Genomic DNA, 19,759 nt, shown 5'->3' with positions numbered 1-19,759 from the left:
CGGACCGGAAGGCGGCGGGCGGCCGAGCTTCGAGCCCGGCCGCCGGGTGGGTCAGATCTTGACGACGTAGCGGCGCTTGAGGGCTCCGCCCTCGATGAAGAAGACGCCGAAGTCCGGCGTCACGTCTCCATACTGGTCGAAGTCCAGCACCGACGACGCGCCCTCGAAGTTAATCTTGCCCCTCTTGAGGGCCTCCTTCCCGTCGGCGAAGGAGTAAACTTGCTGGCCGGGCGGGTTGGCGATCTCGCGGATCTTGGCGTTGATCGCCTGGGCATCAGCCGAGTTTGCAGCCTCCATCGCGAGCGCGAGCACATGGACCATGTCCCAGGTCATGGCCGCATAAACGTTGGCTTGGCCAGGCTGGCCCATCGCCTTCCTGTAAGCCTCGTCATAGGCCTTGTAGGATGCAGCGTTCTCGTTGGAGACCGAATCCACGGAGATGACCCCCTCGACCAGGTCTGGACCCACCGCCTTCACCAGATCGGGGCTCGCCGCCCAGCCCGGCATGATCCACTTCACGGGCTGGCCGGTCTGGAACCACTCCCGCATGAAAATGGTCGTGTCGGCCAGATAGGAGCCGGTCACGATCACGTCCGGGTTGGCGGCCAACACTTTCTGGAGTTCCGAGCGGTAGGTCGGCTGGTTCGGCTCGTAGACGACGCTCTCCACGACCTTGCCGCCCTTCGCCTCCCAGGCCTTGCGGAAGCCTTCCGTGTTGCCGATCCCAGATGCGTTGTTGAACGCCATGGTGGCTGGCCGCTTGAAGCCTTCCCGCACGCAGATCTCCGCAAAGGCGCGGCCGAACCGGTCATTGGTCGCCTGGTATCGGTAGGACAGGCCCTTGGCGTTGGCGGGCGGAGTCGAGAGCGCCGGAGCGCCCGACGTGTTCATCAGGATCATCCCGGCGTCGTTCGTGAGCGGCACCACGGCCAGCGAGACGCCCGAAGACCAGGTCCCCATCACGCACTGAACCTTGTTCAGGTCAATCAGCTTCTTGGCGGCGAGCACCGCCGCCTGCGGGCTGGTCTGAGTGTCCTCGTACAGAACCTCGAGTTTGCGTCCCGCGGCACCGCCTGCGGCGTTGACGATCTCGGCGGCGACGCCGATCATCTTCTGCATGCCGGAGCCGAAAGGGCTGCCGGAGCCGGTCACGGGGCACAGGGCCCCGATGCGGTAAACGCCTTGGGTCTGCGCGCGCAGGATGCCCGGCGCAGCGACCAGGCCAGCGGCGGCGCCCAGCCCTCCGACAAAGTGACGGCGTGTCGTTGTCATTGTGCTCTTCCCTCCAGAGTCCGTGTTCATTGGGCCAAGGCGTCCTTGATGAAGGCGCCCGCCTTCATGATCGCCGCCAGGTGCTGGCCCTGGTGCGTCAGAAGGGACAGATCGGCCAAGGGGTCGCCATCGACCACGATCAGGTCCGCATGTGCGCCGGTTTCCACCACGCCGATCTGGCCCGTCATCCCGATCAGCTCGGCGGCGTGAACGGTGGCGGAGCGGATGACCTCGATGGCGGGCAGCACACGGCCGCGGATCACGAATTCTTCCGATTGGTGGCGGTGCATCTCGCCAAGAAGATCAGTGCCGTATGCCATGGTGACGCCGGCGTCGCGCATGATCTGCAGCGACTCCAGGCCGCGCAGGCGGACGTCGTCGATCTTCGCCACGGACGTCGCTGGCAGGCCGAGCGTCTCGCCCTCGTTCTTCAGCGCCTCGTAGGTGACCAGCGTCGGACACGCGATGGCGTCGCGCTCCTTCATCAGGGAAGCGGTCGCGGGCTCGATCAGGTTGGCGTGCTCCACCGACCGCACGCCAAGCTTCACGGCGCGTGCGATGGCCTCGTCCGTATAGAGGTGGGCCGATACGTAAGTCTGAGCGGCGCGCGCCTCCTCGACGATCGCGGCGATCTCGTCGTTGGAGAAGCCAAGGAATGCGATCGGGTCGGTCGGCGACGCGACCCCGCCATTGGCCATGATCTTGATGAAGGTGGCGCCTTGGCGGACCTCGTCTCTCGCCGCGTGGCGGCACGCTTCGACGCCGTCGCAGATGCGGCCCAGAGAGCCCAGGCGCCGCGTCTGGTAGTCAGGGTCGCGGTTGTCGTAGCGGCCGCGGAAGTCCGCGTGGCCGCCGGTCTGCGCCAGAGCCTTGCCGCAAATCACGAGCCGCGGACCCTCGACGAGCCCCTGCTCCAGCGCCTCCACCAAGGCGTGCGTGGCGCCGCCCACGTCGCGGACGGTGGTGAAGCCGCGCGCCAGCATGCCCTTCATGATGCGGGCGGCATGGAACGCGGCGATCGCATCCGGCAGGAGCGCGTTGAGGCCCAGATTGACCAGCCCGGCCACGACATGCACGTGGCAGTCGATCAGGCCCGGCATCAGCGTCCGTCCTTTCAGATTGATCATCCGCGCCGAGGCGCTTCGGATCGGCCGGTCGGAAACCTCGCAGATCCGTCCGTTTTCGACGCGCACATGCCGGTCGTGCTCGCCATGCGGGGTACGGCCGTCTAGCACGCGGGCATTCTCAAAAATGATGCTCTGCGACACGCTGTTCACCTTTCCTTGGAGCCGCCGGCTCGGACGGGCCGGCACTGGTCCTGCGCCTGACCCCGCTGAGCGTAGTCGGCGAGGACCGATTTCCAAAAGTTCAGGAGGTCCCAGTAATAGGCCGGGTCATCCCGCAGCACCTGCTGCATGCCCATGCCGCGCATGAGGCAGAGCGAAGCATTGAGCGCAGTCTGGACGTCCCTGTCGTCTAGGTGGGAGCCCTCGAAGAAGTCGCCCCAGATCCGGTCAAGCTCGGAATGGAACGCACGCACCACCGGGATCAGGCCCTCGCGCAGCACGGCATTGTGCCGCGCCTCGGTGATGTGCTCCAGAGTGATCAGAAGCAGGCGGCCCGAGAACATGGCCCAGAGGCGGTCCAGGAAGTCCGGAAGGCTCAGCGAGCCGTCCCTGACGGACGCGGCGAGGACGCGAATGTCGAGGATGGAGGCATTCAGCAGGTGCTCGATCGCCTGCACCACGAGAGCGTCCTTGCTGGGGAAGTGATGGTTCAGGGCGCCGCGCGTAACTCCCGCCCGCTCGGCGATCTGCGCCAGGGTAGTGCGGGGGTAGCCGTGCTCGTGTAAGCAGTCGAGCGTCGCCTCAACGAGTCCGGAGCGCGTCTCAGCAGACCGCTCCTCCTGGGTACGACGTTGGCGCTGTTTGATCCGCATAAAAATCGATGCTAGAGAGCGAAAAACAAACATGCAAGCATGTTTGTTGACGGATGAACTTCGACCGACACCTCCGAGCAAATTCGCCGAACTGCTCGGGATGGGCTGCTCATGACAGCGGCGATCCCATCCCCCATCGATCAGGCCGTGCTTTTCCGGGACGGGCTGATCATCACCTTTCTGGCGTTGCGGCCCTTGCGCCGCAAGAATTTGGCGGGGCTGACGCTCGGGCGTTCGCTGCTCAAGACTGGCGAGGGCTGGCTAGTCAGCATCCCCAGCGAGGAGACCAAGAACGGCGACCCGATCGAGGCGCCCTGGCCCGAGGTCCTGCGCGAGCCGCTGGACCAGTATCTGGCCGTGCACCGGCCTGTGCTGGTCGCCCTGAAGAACCGTCGCTCGGCCCCGGTCGGCGACGCGCTCTGGGTCAGCCGGCACAGCTCGCCCATGACCCAGATGGCGATCTACTGGCAGGTGCGAGATCGGACCACGGAGGCCCTGGGCAAGGCCGTCAACCCGCATTTGTTCAGGGACGCGGCGGCGACTCTGGCGGTCCTGGATCCCGAGCGCGTCCGGTCGGCCTCGGCCCTCCTCGGCCATCGCACGTCGGCGACGACCGAGCGGTTCTACCAGCAGGCGCAGAGCCTCCAAGCGCACCGGCGGTTTGTGGCCGTGGTGGATCCGGAGAGGGAGTGTGCGGTCGGCTCCTGACGGGAGCCGAAACAGCCTTGCGACCGCTCTTGAGCCTTAGCGGCCGTTTTGCGTCTGCTCTTGGCTACTAAGTCGGCGTTTGCATAGCGTGTTGCCCGTCAGCTATTTTTCCTGGAGAAATCCGATCGAGAACCAAGGGACAAACGTGAGGACCAGAAGGCCGATAAACAAGGATCCGAGATAAATCCAGATTCGCCGCATGCCGGCTTCGGGCGCGACTTGGCCGATGATGCAGGCGGCGTAGTAGCAAAGGCCAAAGGGCGGCGCGAAGAGGCCGAGGCCCATCGCGAGGATCACCACCATGCTGTAATGCACTTCATGAACCCCGAACTGCTTGGCGATGGGGAACAGGAGGGGTCCGAAGAGGACGATGGCCGGGATGCCCTCGAGCAGGCTGCCGAGCACCATGAAGGCAACTACCGAGACCAGCAGGAAGCCGGTCTGACCGCCCGGAACCGCCGCCATGGCGGACGCCAGCGCGTGGGAGAAGCCCGATTGCGTCAGCGCCCACGACATGGCGCTGGCCGCGCCGACGATGAACAGGATGGCCCCCGAGAGTGACGCCGTTCGGGCAAGCATCGGGATCGCGGCGCGCCATTGGAGACCGCCGCGGTAGAGGAGGAGGCCGAGCACGAGCGAATAGGCGATGCCGATGGTCGACACTTCCGTGGCGGTGGCGACGCCTTCCACGACGGCGGTGCGGATCAGGAAGGGCAGGAGCAACGCCGGGAGCGCGATCGCGAGCGACTTGGCGACCACGCTCATTGGCGCTCGGGCCACCACCGTCTGGTCCTCCTCGCGCCCGGCGCGCCAGCGCGCCACGACCGCCAGCACGATCGCCAGCACCAGAGCCGGCATGATGCCGGCCGTGAACAGGGCCGCGATGGACACGCCCGTCACCGACGCGATCGCGATCAGCACGATGGAGGGTGGGATGGTTTCGCTCATCGCGCCCGAGGCGGCGAGCAGCGACAGCAGCTCGCCGTCTTTCATGCCGCGACGCCGCATCTCCGGGAAGAGCACCGGCGCGACCGCGGCCATGTCGGCCGTCTTGGAGCCCGAGATGCCCGACACCAGCAGCATGGCGCCCAGCAGCACATAGGACATGCCGGCCTTCACGTGGCCGAGCAGGGAAGCCAGAAAGGCCACCATGACCCGAGCCATGCCGGTGACCTCGACCAGTTGGCCCAGCAGCACGAACAACGGAATGGCGAGGAGGATGAGCCCGCTCATGCCCTCGTCCATCCGGCCAACCACGATGGTCAGCGGCGTGGAGGTGGTGGTAAGCAGATAGGCCGCCGTGGCGAGCGCGAATGAGAATGCGATCGGTACGCCGGCCAGAACGCCGGCACCGAGCAGGCCGACGAAAAACACCATCAGCGACCAGTTGCCAGCCGCCACCAGGAGCGGCGCGGCGAGATAGAGGCCCAGCGCGATCGCGCCCAGAAGCGCGCCGACGGCGGCGACATCGACCAGCCGGTGCCGAGCCAGCTTGATGCAGCACGCCAGCAGGGCCAGCATGAAGCCCACCAGCACCGCGGCGGCCCGGACGACGCCCGACCAGCCGAGCGCCGGCATCTCCACGAAGGACTGGTCCTCGGTGTAGTCATAGGCCGAGTGGAGCATGAGCGCGAAGAGCATGAACATCGCGCCCACTGCGAGCGTCTCCGTCCAGGCCCGCATGCGGGGGGAGAGCCCGCTCACCAGGAAGGTGAGGCGCATGTGTTCGCCCCGCTGCAGCGCCACCACGGCCCCGAACATCGCGAGCCACAGGAACAGGATCGACGCCAGCTCATCCGACCAGATGATCGGCCGATGAAAGGTGCGGGCGCAGATGCCCACGAACAGGATTAGCACCTCCGCGCCGACGAGTAGCGCGGCCGGAACCTCAACTACGCGCCTGAAGCCGGCATCGAGGGTGTCCAGCCAGCCGGTGGAAGCGAGCGTGAGCTCGCGTTCGCATTCGCCGTGTGGAGGGGCCGCGATGCTCATGCAAGCTCTCCGGTGACGGACTCGAGCACGCCCCAGGCTTCAGCGCCGAACTTGTCCTTCCAGGTCTTGTAGAACCCCGAGGCGGTCAGCGCCGACCGGAACGCCTGCTTGTCGACGGCCTCGAAGACGAGCCCCTTGGCGGAGAGCTGCGCCTTCAGTGAGCCGTTGAGCTTGGCGACGTCGTCGCGCTGCTCCAGCGAGGCGCGATCAAACTCGCGGCCCACGATCGCCTGCAGGTCGGCGGGGAGACGGGCGACGGCGCGGCGGTTGCCTACCAGCCAGAAGGGGTCCCAGATGTGGTTGGTTTCGGAGACGTATTTCTGCACCTCGTAGAGCTTGCCCGAGTCGATCGCCACGAGGCCGTTCTCCTGCCCGTCGACCAGCTTCGTCTGCAGGGCGGTGTAGAGTTCGTTGAAGTTGATCGAGGTGGGGTTGGCCCCCAGAGACGAAAACAGCGATGTGAAGATCGGCGAGACCGGCACCCGGATGCGGTAGTCCTTCAGATCCGCCGGGGTCTTAATCGGCTTCGTCGCGGACGTGATCTGGCGGAAGCTGTTGTCGGACGCCTTGGAGGCGATCTGCAGGCCGGCCTTCTCGATCTGCTTCTTGACATATTCGCCGATGGGACCGTCGACCCCGCGCCAGACCTGATCGTAGTCCGCAAAGGCGAAGCCCACATTCGTGATCGCCGCGCCGGCCGCGACCGTGGAGATCACCGAGCCCGCGATGTTGAGGAATTCGATGCCGCCGGAGCGTACCTGGGTGATGAGGTCCGTGTCCGATCCCAGCTGGCTAGCGGGGAAGAACTTCATCTCCAACCGGCCGCCCGACGCTTGCTGGATGCGCGCGCAGGCCTGCTCCAGCCGGGCGTTGATAGGCTGCGTCAGCGACTGGCCGGTCGCCACCTTGAAGCTGAACTCCGCCGCGCGGGCGCGGCCCGTGCCAATCGCGAACAACGGGATGCTGGCGGCCGCGCCGGCCAGAAGCGAGCGGCGCGAAAGCGCCGGCGTCCGGTCCGTTGTGTCCTTGAACGTCATGATGTCCTCCCCTGGCGCGCAGATCTCGCGATGCTGCGTCCGTCATGCCGAGCCCTGTCGGGAGCAAGAAGCCAACAGTGCGTTAGGAAGGGAGCAATGCGTCGCCGGGGCACGATGCGTGCGTCGGCCGCTCTTCCTCCCGTCGTTTCCTCGGAGCGCCCGGTTGGTCCCGGAGGCATTCCTTATGCGCCGAGACTAGGAAGGCGGTCAGTGAAGATCAATTCAGATCGACAGTCTCTTTGTTTAGCGAAACTTAAAGATCGAATGGCCGCCGGGGCGTCGCGTCGCCGCCCGTCCGGAAAGCTTGGACGTTTGCTCGCAGCCACGTTCTTTAGTTCAGCTACACGATGAAGGTGTGTTTCTAAATTGAGCTAAAGACTGAGGTTGCCTAGCCTTCCCGCATACCGACGGCCGCGCATCGCTGCGGGGGTCACGTCGGCATCGGAGGATGCGGCCGCCCTCTCCGGCGGTTGGGTCACGCGAACCGCAATCACCAAGGACGGCGAACATGAACCTTTATTCTTTGCTGGCCGCGCGCGCTGCGGCGGGCCGGCCCGTGCGCGTCGGCCTCATCGGGGCCGGCAAATTCGGCTCAATGGTGCTGGCCCAGGCGCAGCGGATCGCCGGTTTTCACATGGTCGCAGTTGTCGACCTCAACGTCGACAAGGCGCGGCAATCCCTGGAGCGAGTCGGCTGGGCCGCCGAACGCTACGCCGCCAAGGCGGTTGGGGACGCCCTGAAGAGCGGCCAGACCTGTGTTCTGGACGACGTCGATGCCATGCTGGCCTGCGACGAGATCGAGTGCATCATTGAGGCGACCGGCCATCCGCTCGCAGGCGCCCGGCACGCCCTGAAGGCGATCCACGCCGGCAAGCACGTCATCATGGTCAATGTCGAGGCGGACGTGATGGTCGGCCCGCTGCTCGCCGAAAAGGCGCGCCAGAAGGGCGTGATCTACTCCATGGCGTATGGCGACCAGCCGGCGCTGATCTGCGAACTGGTGGATTGGGGCCGGGCCTGCGGGTTCGAGATCACGGCGGCCGGCAAGGGCATGAACTTCGAGCCGCGCTACCGCTATTCCACGCCCGAGACGGTGTGGGGCTTCTTCGGCTGGACCGAGGAAGAGGTCGCCCAGGGCGACTTCAATCCCAAGATGTACAACTCCTTCACGGACGGCACGAAGGCCGCGATCGAAATGGCGGCGGTCGCCAACGGCGCCGGTCTCGACTGTCCCGACGACGGGCTCGCATTTCCGCCCGCCGGCCTGCAGGACCTCGCAAAGGTTTTCCGGCCTGCGGCGGACGGCGGCCGCATGGCGCGCTCGGGTTTGGTCGACATTGCGGCCAGCCAGGAGCCCGACGGGCGCGAAGTGCTCAACAACATCCGCTACGGCGTGTTCGTGACCTTCAAGGCCCACAACGAGTACGCCCGCGCGTGCTTCAAGCAGTACGGGCTCCTCACGGATCCGTCCGGCTGGTACGGCTCGATGTGGCGTCCCTTCCACATCATCGGGCTCGAGACGTCGATCAGCGTCCTGTCGGCCGTGCTCCGCAACGAGCCGACCGGCTGTTCCAAGGAGTTTCGCGGCGACGCCGTCGCGACCGCCAAGAAGAACCTCGCGCCGGGTGAATACCTGGACGGGGAGGGCGGCTTTGCGGTCTGGGCGAACGCCATTCCGGCGGAACGCAGCCTGCGTCTCGGCGCCTTGCCAATCGGCCTCGCGCATCACGTCAAGGTGGTGCGCCCGGTCGCGCGCGACACGATCGTGACGGTCGACGACGTCGAGCTCGTCGACGATATGGACGTGGTTGCGCTGCGTCGCGAGATGGAAGCGCGCTTCCGGGCACCGGCACCGACCCGGCTCGCGGTCTGAGGGCGTCATGGCGGAGCCAACGCCCTTCGTGGTGATCGCGGAGTTCCGGGTGAAGCCGGAACGCATCGACGACTTTCTGGACGCGGCGGCCGACGACGCCGCCCACAGCGTCGCCGACGAGCCGGGCTGCCGGCGGTTCGACATCGTCGTCCCCGAGGGCGGCGCGACCGTGATCTTCTACGAGATTTATGACGATCGCGCCGCCTTCGACGCGCATCTGCTGACGCCGCATCTGCAACGGTTCCGGGAGGCCTTTCCGCCGCTCCTTGAAGCGGAGCTGCCGGTTCGGTTCGGCCTGCTGCAAAATCCCGCGTCGCGGTAACGACGGTGCTTGCTCTTGGGCCGTCGTGTTCGGCATGACGGCCCTGAACAGCTTGGGCGGCGACGAGGCCAAGCCTGAGCGGCAGGACGTCAGCTCCCGGCCCCTTGCCCGCCGTCGAACTCCTGCCGCCAGATGATCCGCTCGGCCCGGATCCACTCCAGGAAGCGCTGCACCTTCTTTTGCCGCAGGTGGTCCGTCGGACAGACGATCCATTGCGTCGTCAGCCGCACCGGCGGGGACTCGCGCACCGGGCAGACGAGCCGGCCGTCGGACAGCTCACGCCAGCTCATCAGCGTGCTCTCGAGCGCGATGCCCATGCCGTTCACCGCCGCGTCGATGGCCATGTGGCTCCGATCGAATAGGAGGCGGCGCCATTGGCTCGCCGGGACTACGCCCGCGAGCTTGAACCAGTGGGGCCATTGCGCCTGCGCCTTGACCGAATGGATCAGATTGCGGCTCGCCACCTCATCGGCGGCGAGACTTCCCGCAGCCGCGTAGTGCGGCGCGCAAACGGGCATGAAGGTCTCCTCCGTAAGGCCTTCAACAAACAATCCGGGCCACCGTCCGTCGCCATGGCGGATTTCGATGTCGACAAGCTCGCGATTGAAATCGGTGGGCTCATTGGTGCCGTCCAGCCGCAGCTCGATCTCGGGATTCCCATCCAGAAAGGATTGAAGCCGCGGCAGGATCCATTTGTTGGAGAGCGTCGGCGTAGCGCGGATTGTCAGTCGCGTGACGGTGCGGAACCCGCGGATCTCGTGAGTGGCGTCGGTGATGCGCTCGAAGCCATCGTTGATCGCCGAAAAATAGCGCTCGCCGGCCTCGGTCAGGACCACGCGGCGTCCCTTCTTGCTTAACAGCGAGACGCCAAGCTGGATCTCGAGAGCGCGTATTTGCTGGCTCACAGCTGAAGGAGTTACGCTCAGCTCCTCGGCAGCGCGCGTGATGCTTGCCGCCCGCGCGGTGACGTGGAAGACGCTGATCGCTTTAATTGGAAGCTGCATGCTCGCGCCCGGGTTCTGCAACACGGATCCCGAAACCGCACAGGGAATTCTCATCTAAGACCTGCCGGATTGTATTGGTACCGTTTCCGCTCGGGCTGCGCCACTGCCTGCCTTTGACCATTAGGAACGCCGGGGCGGGGAAGGTCAGCGTTGGCCAGTGTCGAAACCATCAGTTATGGCGCGAAGCAGGCCTTGTCAGCGTTCACAACTTTGCAGCGTGTATCGCCTACGCTTTCGCAGGTGAGGCGTGGCCAGCCCCGGACCAAACGGTGCACTTGGTTGGCGGCGATTTCGCCCCCCGCCCACGAATAGCGGCGCTCAATTTGATGATGGCGAACCACCTTTTGGTCGCAGCCAACCGACTGTGATCCTTGCACACGTGCAGGAGGCCCAGCGTGATATTGATTCAAATCGCCATGACATTATCGTCGGCGGCTTCGTCGCGCTTCCTCGCCGTCAGCCTCTTGATCGATTGACACGGTTTGAAGCAGCGCTCCATAGTTTCCTGTACGGCGCGCTCGGGACGCCGGGTTAGGCAATGCGAGGTGGCGGCATGGCGCTCAAGGCAATCGGGTCCATGGCGGCCCTCGCCCTCGGGGCGCTGCTTGCGGCGGCGCCGGCCCAGGCGCAGTCCACCCTCGCGCAGATTAAGGCGCGCGGCGCCCTCAATTGCGGCGTTGACACGGGACTCGCCGGCTTCGCCTTCAAGGACGACAGCGGCACCTGGAAGGGCCTCGACGTCGACTATTGCCGCGCCATCGCGGCGGCGACTCTGAAGGATCCGAGCAAGGTCAACTACGTGCCGCTCACCACCAAGGTGCGCTTCACCGCGCTCCAGGGCGGAGACATCGACGTGCTGATCCGCGACTCAACCCTCACCTTCACCCGCGGCACGCAGCTCAAGCTCAATCTTGCTGGCATCAACTTCTATGCCGGCCAGGGCTTCATGGTGAAGTCGAGCCTCGGCGCCAAGGGCGTCAAGGATCTCGATGGGGCGACGATCTGCACGCTCGCCGGCGCGACGCTCGAGCTCAACATCGCCGACTATAACCGCTCCAAGAGCGTCAACATTACGCCGCTCCTGTTCGACAAGGTCGACGAAGCCATGGCGGCTCTCGAGGCCGGGCGCTGCGACGGCTACACGGATGACACGGGCAGCCTCGCAGGCGCCCGCGGATCGATGAAGAAGCCGACCGACTGGGTTGTGCTCGGCGAAGTGATCTCGAAGGAGCCGCTGGGACTCCTCACCCGTAAGGGCGACGAGCAATGGACCGACATCGTCGCCTGGGTTCGCAACGCCCTCGTGACGGCGGAGGAACTCGGCATCACGCAGGCAAACGCGGAAGAGCTCGCCAAAAGCTCCGACAACCCAGAGGTGCGCCGCGTCCTCGGCGTCGAGGGCGATTTCGGCAAGATGCTCGGCATCGACAACGATTGGGCGCTGCATGCACTGAAAACGTCGGGCAATTTTGGCGAGATTTACGAGCGGCATTTTGGCCCCAAGGGGCTCGGGTTGGAGCGGAGCGTAAACCGCCTCTGGAGCCAGGGCGGCCTCGTCTATTCCTACCCATTCCGCTAGCCGGTGGGCCGTCCCGACGCCCTCGCCGACGCGGGCGCGGGGTCCGGGCCCCGCGCGGCCCCGGCTTCCATCCTAAAGCCTTCCATTCGCCGCCTCGGCCCGCGACGGCTGCTCACGTCGGCCCTATTCTTCACTGCGCTTCTCGCGGTCGTCTGCCTCTTTCTCATCAACATCGACCGCAACCTCACCGCCCGCGGCCTGTCGCTAAGCTTCGATTTCTTGGGCCGCCCCGCGGGCTTCGACATCCCGACCCGAGTAATCGCCTTCTCGCCGCGGGACACCTACGCGGTGGCGGCGTTGGTTGGTATCACCAACACCCTTCTCGTCTCAGGCCTTGCCGTCGTAACCGCGACCCTAATCGGCTTCCTCGCCGGCGCGTGCCTGCTGTCGCCGAACCCGCTTCTGGCCCGGGTGGTGCAGGGCGCAGTGGAACTCGTGCGCAACACGCCGCAGCTCCTGCAGATCCTTTTCGTCTACACCGTGCTGCTGCGGGCCCTGCCAGCGGCTCGCGACAGCCTCTCGGCGGGCGGGCTAATCTTCCTCAACGTGCGGGGCCTCTTCCTGCCCGGCCTCGTGCCGGGCGCGGTGCCCCCTCATCTACTCGTCCCGGCGCCAGGCTGGGCCGGGGTCGCGCTGCTTGCCGGCTTTGCTGGCCTCGCATTGCCGATCCGCCGGCGCTGGCTTGCGCCGCTCGCCGGCCTCGCCGTCGCGCTCGCCATCCTGGGCGCGCTCTTAGGCTTCGGTATGTTGCGCCTTGATCCCCCGGTGCTTCGCGGCTTCAATTTCCGGGGTGGGTTGCAGGTGGGACCGGAGCTCGTCTCGCTCTGGATCGGGCTCTCCGTGTACGGCGCGGCCTTCATCGCCGATGGGGTGCGCGGCGCAGTGCTCGCCGTGCCTCGCGGCCAGGAGGAGGCGGCACTGTCGTTAGGCCTGAGCCCCACACAGGCCTTCTGGCTCGTGCGCATGCCCCAGGCCCTGCGCATCCTCCTGCCTCCCCTGGTCGGCCAGTACCTCAACATCGTGAAGAGCTCGACGCTGGGGCTCGCCATCGCCTACCCCGAGATCATGGCCGTGGTGGCGGGCACGACGCTGAACCAGACCGGCCACGCCATCGAGACTATGCTGATCGTCCTTCTCTTCTTCGTCGCCCTGAACCTCGTGATCTCGGCGGGCATCAACCTGTACGAACGCCGCCTGGCGAGGCGGGCATGAGCGCCTTCGCCACCCGCCGGAGGCAGGCCGCGCGGGCGCTGCGGCACCTCGTCGCTACGCCTGGCAACGCCGTGATCACCCTGGGGGTCCTGGGGATGATGGCCCTCGTGGTCCCGCGGCTCTGGGCCTGGAGCGTGCGCGACGCGGTCTGGAGCGGCACCGACCGCGCCGCTTGCGAGGTGACGGGGGGCGCGTGCTGGATCTTCATCCGCGCCCGCTGGAACGAGCTTCTGTATGGCGGCTACCCGTCCGCGGAGCTCTGGCGCCCTAATTTCTGTGCAGCTCTGCTCGCTGGCCTGCTTGCCGGGGCGATGATCCCCCAGAACCCTTGGCGGCGTGGGACGGCGGCGATGCTCGCGCTCGCCTACCCCGTAATCGCGCTCGTCCTCTTGCGCGGCGAGTTGCCGGGGCTGCCCGGCGTCGAGACGCGGCTTTGGGGCGGGCTGATGCTCAACTTTGTCCTCACTTTCATCGCCGTAGTGATCTCGATTCCGCTTGGGCTGGCGCTGGCGGAGGCGCGGCTCTCGCGTAACCCGGAGATCGCCTGGACCGCCACAGCCTTCATCGAGTTCTGGCGCGCCGCGCCCATCGTGACGATCCTTTTCTTCGGCGTCGTCATCCTGCCGCTCCTGATGCCTCCGGGCCTGGAGTTCAGCAAGTTCGCCTGCGTCGCTACGGCGCTGACCCTGTTCGCCTCCGCCTACATCGCCGAGGCGATCCGCGGCGGGCTCCAGGCAGTACCCAAGGCCCAGGTCGAAGCCGCGACGGCGCTCAGTCTCGGGCCGGGGCGCACGCGCCTTCTCGTGGTCTGGCCGCAGGCTCTGCGCGTGGCCCTGCCGGCCATCGTCAACATCGCCATCGACTTGTTCAAGGACACTTCGCTCGTCACCATCGTCGGCCTATTCGACCTACTCGGTGCCTTGCAGCAGGCGCTCAAGGACCCGCGCTGGCTCGGGCTTGCCGCCGACGGCTACGCCTTCGTCGCCGCCCTCTTCCTCGCGCTCTGCGCCGCCCTCTCCTGGCTCTCCCGCCGCCTCGAGCGCGAGCTGGCCCGGGAGCGGCGCTAAAGGGGGCTAGAGGATGCCATGCCGCGCGAATACGGCGGCGAGGGGTTCGCCCGCCGCCAGCGCATCCCGCGTCGCAGTCTCGCCTTCGATCTTTGCGAGAGCCGTGGCGAAGGCCTCTTCCGCCGCATCCGGCGGCACGACCACCACCCCGTCCGCGTCGCCAAAGACGAAGTCGCCCGGGCTCACACGAACGCCGCCGCAGATCACCGGCACGTCGGCCTCCATCATGCGCCCGCGCCCCTTTGAATCGAGGGGACCGATGCCGCCGTGGAAGACGGGAAAGCCCATGGCGCGGATGGCGCGGATGTCGCGCACGAGCCCGTCGGTGACGCATCCCGCGGCGCCCCGAGCAAGGCTTGCGGTTGAGAGAAGCTCGCCCCATGGCGCGATGCGGTCGGTCGGCCCGCCGCAGGCGAGCACCGCCACGTCGCCGGGATTAAGGTCGTCGATTAGCGCAATCTCGACGTCGTAGGGGTTCTCGCCCTCGCGCACGTGATAGACCGGCATATATAGGCCAGTGCGGGCGCGCCCGAACAATGTGAGGTTTTCATCGAGGGGGCGAACAAAGGGGCGCATGGCCTGGTCGCGCAGGCCCATGCCGTCGAGGACGTCGGAGAGCACTGCGGCGTAGAGACGGCGACCCAGCTCGGCGGGGAAATCGGTCATAGCGTCCTCTCAGGCGACGGCGGCAGGAGCGCAGGCATAGTCGACGGGCGTGCCGTGCCAGCCGGCGGCGCGTTGCTCCCAAAACGTCTTGCAGATGCGCTCGGAGAGCGGGCCCGGCCGGTCGTTGCCGAGGATATGCTCGTCAATTCGCGAGGCCGGCATTACCCCGCCCGCCGTGGTGGCCAAAAAGATCTCGTCCGCCTCGCGCAGTTCCGCCACGGGCACCGGCCGCACCGCGGCTGGGATGCCGAGCGTCTCGCAGATCTCGAGCACGGATGCGCGGGTGATGCCCTCGAGGACGCCCCCGTCCGGTGTCGCGACGCGCCCGTTGGTCACGCAGAACACGTTAAAGCCCGCGCCCTCGGTGACGTTTCCCGCCCCGTCGAGCAGGATGCACAGGTCCGCCCCGCGATCATGCGCCTCGAACTGGCCGCGGGTGAGGTCAGCCCAGTGAAAGTTCTTCGCCCGCGGGTCGACGGAGGCGGGCGGGATGCGGATTGTGTTGGCGACGACGAGGTGGGCGCCGCGGCGCATCTGCTCCTCGCTTAACAGCGACACCCAGGGGATGGCGAAGGCCGCGACGTAGTTGCGCGCGTATGCCGGGTGGTAGGGCTCGCCGACCTTCGGGCGCCCGCGCAGGCAATCCATGGCGACATAGGCGTCGCGCAGTCCGGCGAGCGCGACGCAGGCGTGCAGGATCGCTTTGATCTCCTGGTCGCTCTCCCGCGGCTCCAGCCGGAACGTGCGCATAGAGGCGCGGAAGCGCCGGACATGGTCGTCGAGGCGGAAGAAGTGCCCGTCACGCACGCCGACCACGTCATAGGTGACGTCGGACCGGCGATAGCCCCAGTCGGTGATCGGGATCCGTGCGTCGCCGATCGGCATGTAGCGCCCGTCGAGATACGCGGCCCCCGCCGCCCACGGCAACTTGTCCGTCATCCCACTCGCTCCCTGTCAGCACTGGCACTGCGAACAGGATGATAGAGGTGGCCGAGCCGGGAACAACCATCTTAACGGCGGGGCCGCACACTCCGTGTGTACCGGCGATCCCCGACCCCGCGACGAGCAAAGGCGATACGGCCGCCGACTGTTACGTCCGTAAAGACGGGCTTCAGGACTGTTAGGCCAATCGGCACCAAGACCGGACTTGGCGGCCCCTCTGGCCCCCGATCTATAAACCTCCTCCGCCATATGTCGCTCCGGGGATCCCAATGCGCGCCGTCATCTACGCCCGCTATTCGAGCGACCGCCAGAGCGACGCGTCGATCGAGGACCAGCTCGAGGTCTGCCGGCGCTACGCGCGGGCGCAGGGCTGGCGCATCGTCGACGCCTACACGGACGCGGCGCCAAGCGACGCAAGCCGCTTCCGCCTTGACTTTCAGAAACTCACAGCCGACGCCAGACTGCGCCCATGGGAGATGCTCATCTGCAAGGGCAACCAGTGAACCGTCGGGAGCAACGGAGCCGAGTCTAGGCTGCCGACACATCCTCCCACCGCGGCTACTCGAGAGCCACCCAGGGCAACTTTTCGATCTCACGATACAGGGCTGCAGCAGTGAATTCGCCGTAGCTGCGCTCCGACGTCAGTTGCGGAGAATGACCCATGATGGCCGCTTGAACATCGAGCGGGATGGCGGAATCGCGACACAGCGTGCTGAACCGATGACGCCACCCGTGAGTTGGGGGAACAGCCAGATCAGAAACGCCATTCAGCCGAGCCCATTTACCAAGTTGGTCTTTCCGGCCGTTCACGCCTCTGCGGGTGTGCTGCGCTCCAAACAAATGGCCATCGGTGTTTCCGGCCACAAATGCTGGAAACCCTAATTGGACAAGCTGCGGATGCAACGGCACTCGCCGCGCTCGGCGAGTCTTGATCGACCCAGCATCAGGCGTGAGATGAACAACGTAGATTCCGTTCACGCAAGTCATATCGACTTTCCGCAACTGAGCGATTTCCGTCACACGTGCGCCCGTGAAGGCGCAAAGCCAAGGGGCCCAGCGAAGGAAAGCGTGGACGGGACCTGACTGGCCAGACTGTCCGATCGCATTTGACGCCTTCAGAATGATGGTCGCTTCCCGGTCTGTTAGCCCTTTGCCGCGGGACAGCAGCGGCGCCGGAATTTCGACGCGGTGATTGCTAAACGGATTCGATGCGATCAAGCCTCGGTTTACGGCGAAATGGAACACCGCACGTGGAGCCGCCATATAGCGGCACTTGACCGTGGCTGGGGCAACGCCGAGCGATAACAAATGGTCGCGCCAGCGCTGCGCATCACGCCTGTTGATCCGTTGACTGTCGCCGTGAGTAAGAAAAGCAGTCAATCGCTCTAGAGTTTTCCGCCAAGCAATGACCGTGTTCCGCGACAGCGTGGGTCGGCTACGCAGATATGCCTCGAAAAGGGTCATCAGATCCGGACTGCGCTTTTCGGTGTGTGACGTCGCTGAACCAGGGCTCCAGTCCCGAAGCCGCCCCAAGCTGGTCGCGCCACGCAAGCCGGCCTCGGCGTTCTGTATGAGCCTCAGCGTTTGAGCGCAACGGTAAGCCGCCTCAGCCGCATCCACTCCCCCGGTTTGCAGAGCACACGCCAAAAGATTTCGAACAAGGTCCCATTCCCGAGAATGCCGGGCAAGCAAGCGACGATCGACCTGATCGTCTGCTCCGACCGGCGCGGATGCGATCTTTTCTTGTTCTTGAATCGAAGGCCTTCTCCCTCCCAGCCAGCTTTCCCGGCTTGCGTGGACGGACAGGGCAGAGCGAGATACACCGTGCAACCGAGCGATTGCTCCCAAACTCATGCCGGATCGATATTCCTGGCGGAAGACACGAAGCTGATCCTCCGGAAAAGGTCTCATTCTGTCCTCCCGCCGAACTCTGAGGCGAAACGAGCTAGTGAGCTTATTCGAGAACGCCAGCACGGATGAGGGACAAGTGGAGCTACCGATCGGTCGCCGTTGCGAATGGTACCGATCCACGGGCTGGTGGCCATGGTCGATGCGGAGAGCTAGTCTCGGGTTGGCCCCTGACCCAAACTGACTTTGCCCCCTGTGCGGCGAATGTCCACCCGGGATGGGAGCCGGACCTGTGGCGGAAGACGGTCATTCTTGGAAATCCATTTTGAAGTGCGCTGGGGCAAGCTGTATCCTCGCTTACCGCGCCCAAGCGAGGGCAAGCTGAGCCCAGCACCGTGCGCGACCTTTTGGCCGCATCGGGCCTGCGTTTTTAGGACCAAGGTGCTCGTCATCTGAAAGATTTCGACGAGGCGATACGCGTGTGTCGGCTCTGGCTTGAGGTTCCAGAACCGATCGGCCCCGGGCTTGGCGGCTCCGGCCCCCGATCTATAAACCTCCCTCCGCCACATGTCGCTCCGGGGCCCCCAATGCGCGCCGTCATCTACGCCCGCTATTCGAGCGACCGCCAAAGCGAGGCGTCGATCGAGGACCAGATCGAGGTCTGCCGGCGCTATGCGCAGGCGCAGGGCTGGCGCGTCGTCGACACCTACACGGACGCAGCGCTGAGCGGCGCGAGCCGCTTCCGCCCTGGCTTCCAAAAGCTCACCGCCGACGCCGGACAGCGCCGCTTCGACATCGTCATCTGCGAGGCCGTGGACCGGCTCGGCCGCCGGCTGGCCGACACCGCCGATTTGCAGGACACGCTGGCCTTCCATGGCGTGCGGCTGTTCACCCCGACCCTGGGCGAGGTGACCCAGATCCACATCGCCGTGATGGGCATGATGGCCCAGATGGCCCTGCGCGATCTCGGCGAGAAGACCCGCCGCGGCCAGCTCGGCCGGGTGCTCAAGGGCCGCGTGGCCGGCGGCTTGGCCTACGGCTATCAGGTGGACGCCACGGCCGAGGGCGGCGGAGCGCGCACCATCGAGCCGGCCGAGGCCGCCGTCGTGGAGCGGATCTTCCGCGAGTATGGGGCCGGCAAGAGCCCGGAGGCGATCGCCAGGGACCTCAACCGCGAAGGCGTTCCCGGCCCAGGCGGCCGCCCCTGGTCGAACACCACGCTGCGCGGCCAAGCCAGCCGGGGCACCGGCGTGCTCAACAACGCGCTCTACCGGGGCGTGCTGGAGTGGAACCGCTGCGCCTATGTCAAGGACCCGCGCACCGGCCGCCGGGTGGCGAGGCCGAACCCGCCCGGGCTTTGGGAGACGATCCCCGTTCCGGAGCTGCGCATCGTCAGCGACGAGCTGTGGCTGAAGGCCAAGGAGCGTCAGGGCGAGGTGCGCGCCCGCGTCGGCGGCCAAGCTGGGTCTGCCGCCGCCCTGAACGCCAGCCACCGGGCGCGCTTCCTGCTGTCAGGCCTGCTGCGCTGCGGCTGCTGCGGCGGCGGCTACACGGTGGTGGGCAAGGACCGCTACGGCTGCGCGACGCGCCGCCAGAAGGGGACCTGCGACAACGGCCGCACCATCACCCGCCAGGAGATCGAGAGCCGGGTGCTGGCCGGCCTCAAGGAGCGCCTGCTGGCGCCCGATCTCGTCGCCGCGTTCATGACGGCGCTGCAGGGCGAACTGACCAGGGAGCGCACGCGGCGGCTGGCCAGCGCCGGCCAGCGCGCCAAGGAGTTGGCCGAGATCGACCGGCGCATCGCAGGCATGCTGCGGGCCATCGAGGACGGGCTGTATGAGCCGTCGATGAAGGACAGGATGGCGGCGCTGCGGGCGGAGCGGGAGGCGCATCTGGCCGCCGGCGACCCGGAGCCGGACGTGCAGTTGGACATCCTGCTCCACCCTCGCCTGCCCGAGCTGTACCGGCGCAAGGTGGAGACGCTGGAGGCGGTTCTCGACGGCCCCGACCAGGCCGAGGCCATGGACGTCATCCGCTCGATGATCGACCAGGTCGAGCTACGGCCGCGCGCCGACGGGCCTGGGCTCGACGCCGTGCTGCATGGCGATCTGGCCGCCATCCTGGCGGCGTGCGGCGAGGCCAAGGCGCAGAACGCAGAACTCCCCGGCGCTGGGGAGCGTCCGGGGAGTCTACTGTCGGTGGTTGCGGGGACAGGATTTGAACCTGTGACCTTCAGGTTATGAGCCTGACGAGCTACCGGGCTGCTCCACCCCGCGCCAGGGTGATTGGGGGTCGTGC

The 19,759-nt window shown here is 66.3% G+C and carries 17 protein-coding genes and 1 tRNA gene; 8 read left to right on the top strand and 10 right to left on the bottom strand.

Annotated elements, in window-relative coordinates:
• Positions 1 to 51 precede the first annotated feature (51 nt).
• The 3 genes from ACYVO7_RS24415 to ACYVO7_RS24405 are packed head-to-tail and all read right to left on the bottom strand — an operon-like array spanning position 52 to position 3,211.
• A complete protein-coding gene (locus tag ACYVO7_RS24415; RefSeq protein WP_460452373.1) occupies positions 52 to 1,272 on the bottom strand; it encodes an ABC transporter substrate-binding protein in 1,221 nt (406 codons plus the stop codon).
• 26 nt (positions 1,273 to 1,298) lie between these two features.
• Complete coding sequence (locus tag ACYVO7_RS24410) at positions 1,299 to 2,540, bottom strand: metal-dependent hydrolase family protein (RefSeq protein WP_460452385.1); 1,242 nt, start codon at positions 2,538 to 2,540, stop codon at positions 1,299 to 1,301.
• Between the two features lie 5 nt (positions 2,541 to 2,545).
• Positions 2,546 to 3,211, bottom strand: coding sequence for a TetR/AcrR family transcriptional regulator (locus tag ACYVO7_RS24405; RefSeq protein ID WP_460452372.1), 666 nt, complete (start codon positions 3,209 to 3,211; stop codon positions 2,546 to 2,548).
• 111 nt (positions 3,212 to 3,322) lie between these two features.
• On the opposite strand from ACYVO7_RS24405, the gene ACYVO7_RS24400 reads away from it, so the two are divergent.
• Positions 3,323 to 3,919: a tyrosine-type recombinase/integrase gene (locus ACYVO7_RS24400; RefSeq protein WP_460452371.1), complete on the top strand. Its 597-nt coding sequence runs from the start codon at positions 3,323 to 3,325 to the stop codon at positions 3,917 to 3,919.
• A 102-nt stretch (positions 3,920 to 4,021) separates the two neighbouring features.
• On the opposite strand, the gene ACYVO7_RS24395 is transcribed toward ACYVO7_RS24400, so the two are convergent.
• On the bottom strand, positions 4,022 to 5,911 hold the full coding sequence (locus ACYVO7_RS24395; protein WP_460452370.1) for a TRAP transporter large permease: 1,890 nt from the start codon (positions 5,909 to 5,911) through the stop codon (positions 4,022 to 4,024).
• Positions 5,908 to 6,948, bottom strand: a complete 1,041-nt coding sequence (locus ACYVO7_RS24390; RefSeq protein WP_460452369.1) for a TRAP transporter substrate-binding protein — start codon at positions 6,946 to 6,948, stop codon at positions 5,908 to 5,910. Before ACYVO7_RS24390 ends, ACYVO7_RS24395 begins: the two co-directional genes overlap by 4 nt.
• A gap of 508 nt (positions 6,949 to 7,456) precedes the next feature.
• On the opposite strand from ACYVO7_RS24390, the gene ACYVO7_RS24385 reads away from it, so the two are divergent.
• Positions 7,457 to 8,821, top strand: a complete 1,365-nt coding sequence (locus ACYVO7_RS24385; protein ID WP_460452368.1) for an NAD(P)H-dependent oxidoreductase — start codon at positions 7,457 to 7,459, stop codon at positions 8,819 to 8,821.
• A 7-nt stretch (positions 8,822 to 8,828) separates the two neighbouring features.
• On the top strand, positions 8,829 to 9,143 hold the full coding sequence (locus tag ACYVO7_RS24380) for a putative quinol monooxygenase (protein ID WP_460452367.1): 315 nt from the start codon (positions 8,829 to 8,831) through the stop codon (positions 9,141 to 9,143).
• A gap of 89 nt (positions 9,144 to 9,232) precedes the next feature.
• On the opposite strand, the gene ACYVO7_RS24375 is transcribed toward ACYVO7_RS24380, so the two are convergent.
• On the bottom strand, positions 9,233 to 10,147 hold the full coding sequence (locus tag ACYVO7_RS24375; RefSeq protein WP_460452366.1) for a LysR substrate-binding domain-containing protein: 915 nt from the start codon (positions 10,145 to 10,147) through the stop codon (positions 9,233 to 9,235).
• Positions 10,148 to 10,724: 577 nt separating this feature from the next.
• Here ACYVO7_RS24375 and ACYVO7_RS24370 point away from each other — a divergent pair.
• From ACYVO7_RS24370 to ACYVO7_RS24360, 3 genes are read left to right on the top strand one after another with little or no spacing between them, the layout of a single operon-like run.
• A complete protein-coding gene (locus ACYVO7_RS24370; RefSeq protein ID WP_460452365.1) occupies positions 10,725 to 11,726 on the top strand; it encodes an amino acid ABC transporter substrate-binding protein in 1,002 nt (333 codons plus the stop codon).
• Positions 11,727 to 11,729: 3 nt separating this feature from the next.
• Positions 11,730 to 12,938: an amino acid ABC transporter permease gene (locus ACYVO7_RS24365; RefSeq protein WP_460452364.1), complete on the top strand. Its 1,209-nt coding sequence runs from the start codon at positions 11,730 to 11,732 to the stop codon at positions 12,936 to 12,938.
• Positions 12,935 to 14,005: an amino acid ABC transporter permease gene (locus ACYVO7_RS24360; protein WP_460452363.1), complete on the top strand. Its 1,071-nt coding sequence runs from the start codon at positions 12,935 to 12,937 to the stop codon at positions 14,003 to 14,005. The genes ACYVO7_RS24365 and ACYVO7_RS24360 overlap by 4 nt, the downstream gene beginning before the upstream one ends.
• A gap of 6 nt (positions 14,006 to 14,011) precedes the next feature.
• Here the strand turns inward: ACYVO7_RS24360 and ACYVO7_RS24355 are convergent, their stop codons facing one another.
• Positions 14,012 to 14,671: an RraA family protein gene (locus ACYVO7_RS24355; protein ID WP_460452362.1), complete on the bottom strand. Its 660-nt coding sequence runs from the start codon at positions 14,669 to 14,671 to the stop codon at positions 14,012 to 14,014.
• Between the two features lie 9 nt (positions 14,672 to 14,680).
• Positions 14,681 to 15,610: an aminotransferase class IV gene (locus tag ACYVO7_RS24350; protein WP_460452361.1), complete on the bottom strand. Its 930-nt coding sequence runs from the start codon at positions 15,608 to 15,610 to the stop codon at positions 14,681 to 14,683.
• Between the two features lie 272 nt (positions 15,611 to 15,882).
• Between ACYVO7_RS24350 and ACYVO7_RS24345 the strand changes: the two genes are divergently transcribed.
• Positions 15,883 to 16,116: a recombinase family protein gene (locus tag ACYVO7_RS24345; protein ID WP_460452360.1), complete on the top strand. Its 234-nt coding sequence runs from the start codon at positions 15,883 to 15,885 to the stop codon at positions 16,114 to 16,116.
• Positions 16,117 to 16,171: 55 nt separating this feature from the next.
• Here ACYVO7_RS24345 and ACYVO7_RS24340 read toward each other — a convergent pair whose 3' ends face one another.
• Entirely contained in the window at positions 16,172 to 17,524 is a 1,353-nt protein-coding gene (locus tag ACYVO7_RS24340; protein WP_460452359.1) for a site-specific integrase, read from the bottom strand.
• Between the two features lie 524 nt (positions 17,525 to 18,048).
• On the opposite strand from ACYVO7_RS24340, the gene ACYVO7_RS24335 reads away from it, so the two are divergent.
• Positions 18,049 to 19,704: a recombinase family protein gene (locus ACYVO7_RS24335; protein ID WP_460452384.1), complete on the top strand. Its 1,656-nt coding sequence runs from the start codon at positions 18,049 to 18,051 to the stop codon at positions 19,702 to 19,704.
• On the opposite strand, the gene ACYVO7_RS24330 is transcribed toward ACYVO7_RS24335, so the two are convergent.
• A tRNA-Met gene (locus ACYVO7_RS24330) sits at positions 19,661 to 19,737 on the bottom strand. The two genes, ACYVO7_RS24335 and ACYVO7_RS24330, sit on opposite strands and share 44 nt — an antisense overlap.
• Positions 19,738 to 19,759: the final 22 nt, after the last annotated feature.

The sequence above is a fragment of the Alsobacter sp. SYSU BS001988 genome (genome assembly GCF_054796215.1).
The sequence above is the reverse complement of the archived record's forward strand: the minus strand, read 5'-3'. Positions and strand labels throughout refer to the sequence as shown.

Bases quoted from the DNA above. Each gene is read 5' to 3' on its own strand.
- ACYVO7_RS24340 (WP_460452359.1), bottom strand. From the start codon at position 17,524: ATGAGACCTTTTCCGGAGGATCAGCTTCGTGTCTTCCGCCAGGAATAT.
- ACYVO7_RS24335 (WP_460452384.1), top strand. From the start codon at position 18,049: ATGCGCGCCGTCATCTACGCCCGCTATTCGAGCGACCGCCAAAGCGAG.
- ACYVO7_RS24370 (WP_460452365.1), top strand. From the start codon at position 10,725: ATGGCGGCCCTCGCCCTCGGGGCGCTGCTTGCGGCGGCGCCGGCCCAG.
- ACYVO7_RS24345 (WP_460452360.1), top strand. From the start codon at position 15,883: ATGCGCGCCGTCATCTACGCCCGCTATTCGAGCGACCGCCAGAGCGAC.
- ACYVO7_RS24395 (WP_460452370.1), bottom strand. From the start codon at position 5,911: ATGAGCATCGCGGCCCCTCCACACGGCGAATGCGAACGCGAGCTCACG.
- ACYVO7_RS24380 (WP_460452367.1), top strand. From the start codon at position 8,829: ATGGCGGAGCCAACGCCCTTCGTGGTGATCGCGGAGTTCCGGGTGAAG.
- ACYVO7_RS24415 (WP_460452373.1), bottom strand. From the start codon at position 1,272: ATGACAACGACACGCCGTCACTTTGTCGGAGGGCTGGGCGCCGCCGCT.
- ACYVO7_RS24350 (WP_460452361.1), bottom strand. From the start codon at position 15,610: ATGACGGACAAGTTGCCGTGGGCGGCGGGGGCCGCGTATCTCGACGGG.
- ACYVO7_RS24405 (WP_460452372.1), bottom strand. From the start codon at position 3,211: ATGCGGATCAAACAGCGCCAACGTCGTACCCAGGAGGAGCGGTCTGCT.
- ACYVO7_RS24375 (WP_460452366.1), bottom strand. From the start codon at position 10,147: ATGCAGCTTCCAATTAAAGCGATCAGCGTCTTCCACGTCACCGCGCGG.
- ACYVO7_RS24355 (WP_460452362.1), bottom strand. From the start codon at position 14,671: ATGACCGATTTCCCCGCCGAGCTGGGTCGCCGTCTCTACGCCGCAGTG.
- ACYVO7_RS24390 (WP_460452369.1), bottom strand. From the start codon at position 6,948: ATGACGTTCAAGGACACAACGGACCGGACGCCGGCGCTTTCGCGCCGC.
- ACYVO7_RS24385 (WP_460452368.1), top strand. From the start codon at position 7,457: ATGAACCTTTATTCTTTGCTGGCCGCGCGCGCTGCGGCGGGCCGGCCC.
- ACYVO7_RS24400 (WP_460452371.1), top strand. From the start codon at position 3,323: ATGACAGCGGCGATCCCATCCCCCATCGATCAGGCCGTGCTTTTCCGG.
- ACYVO7_RS24360 (WP_460452363.1), top strand. From the start codon at position 12,935: ATGAGCGCCTTCGCCACCCGCCGGAGGCAGGCCGCGCGGGCGCTGCGG.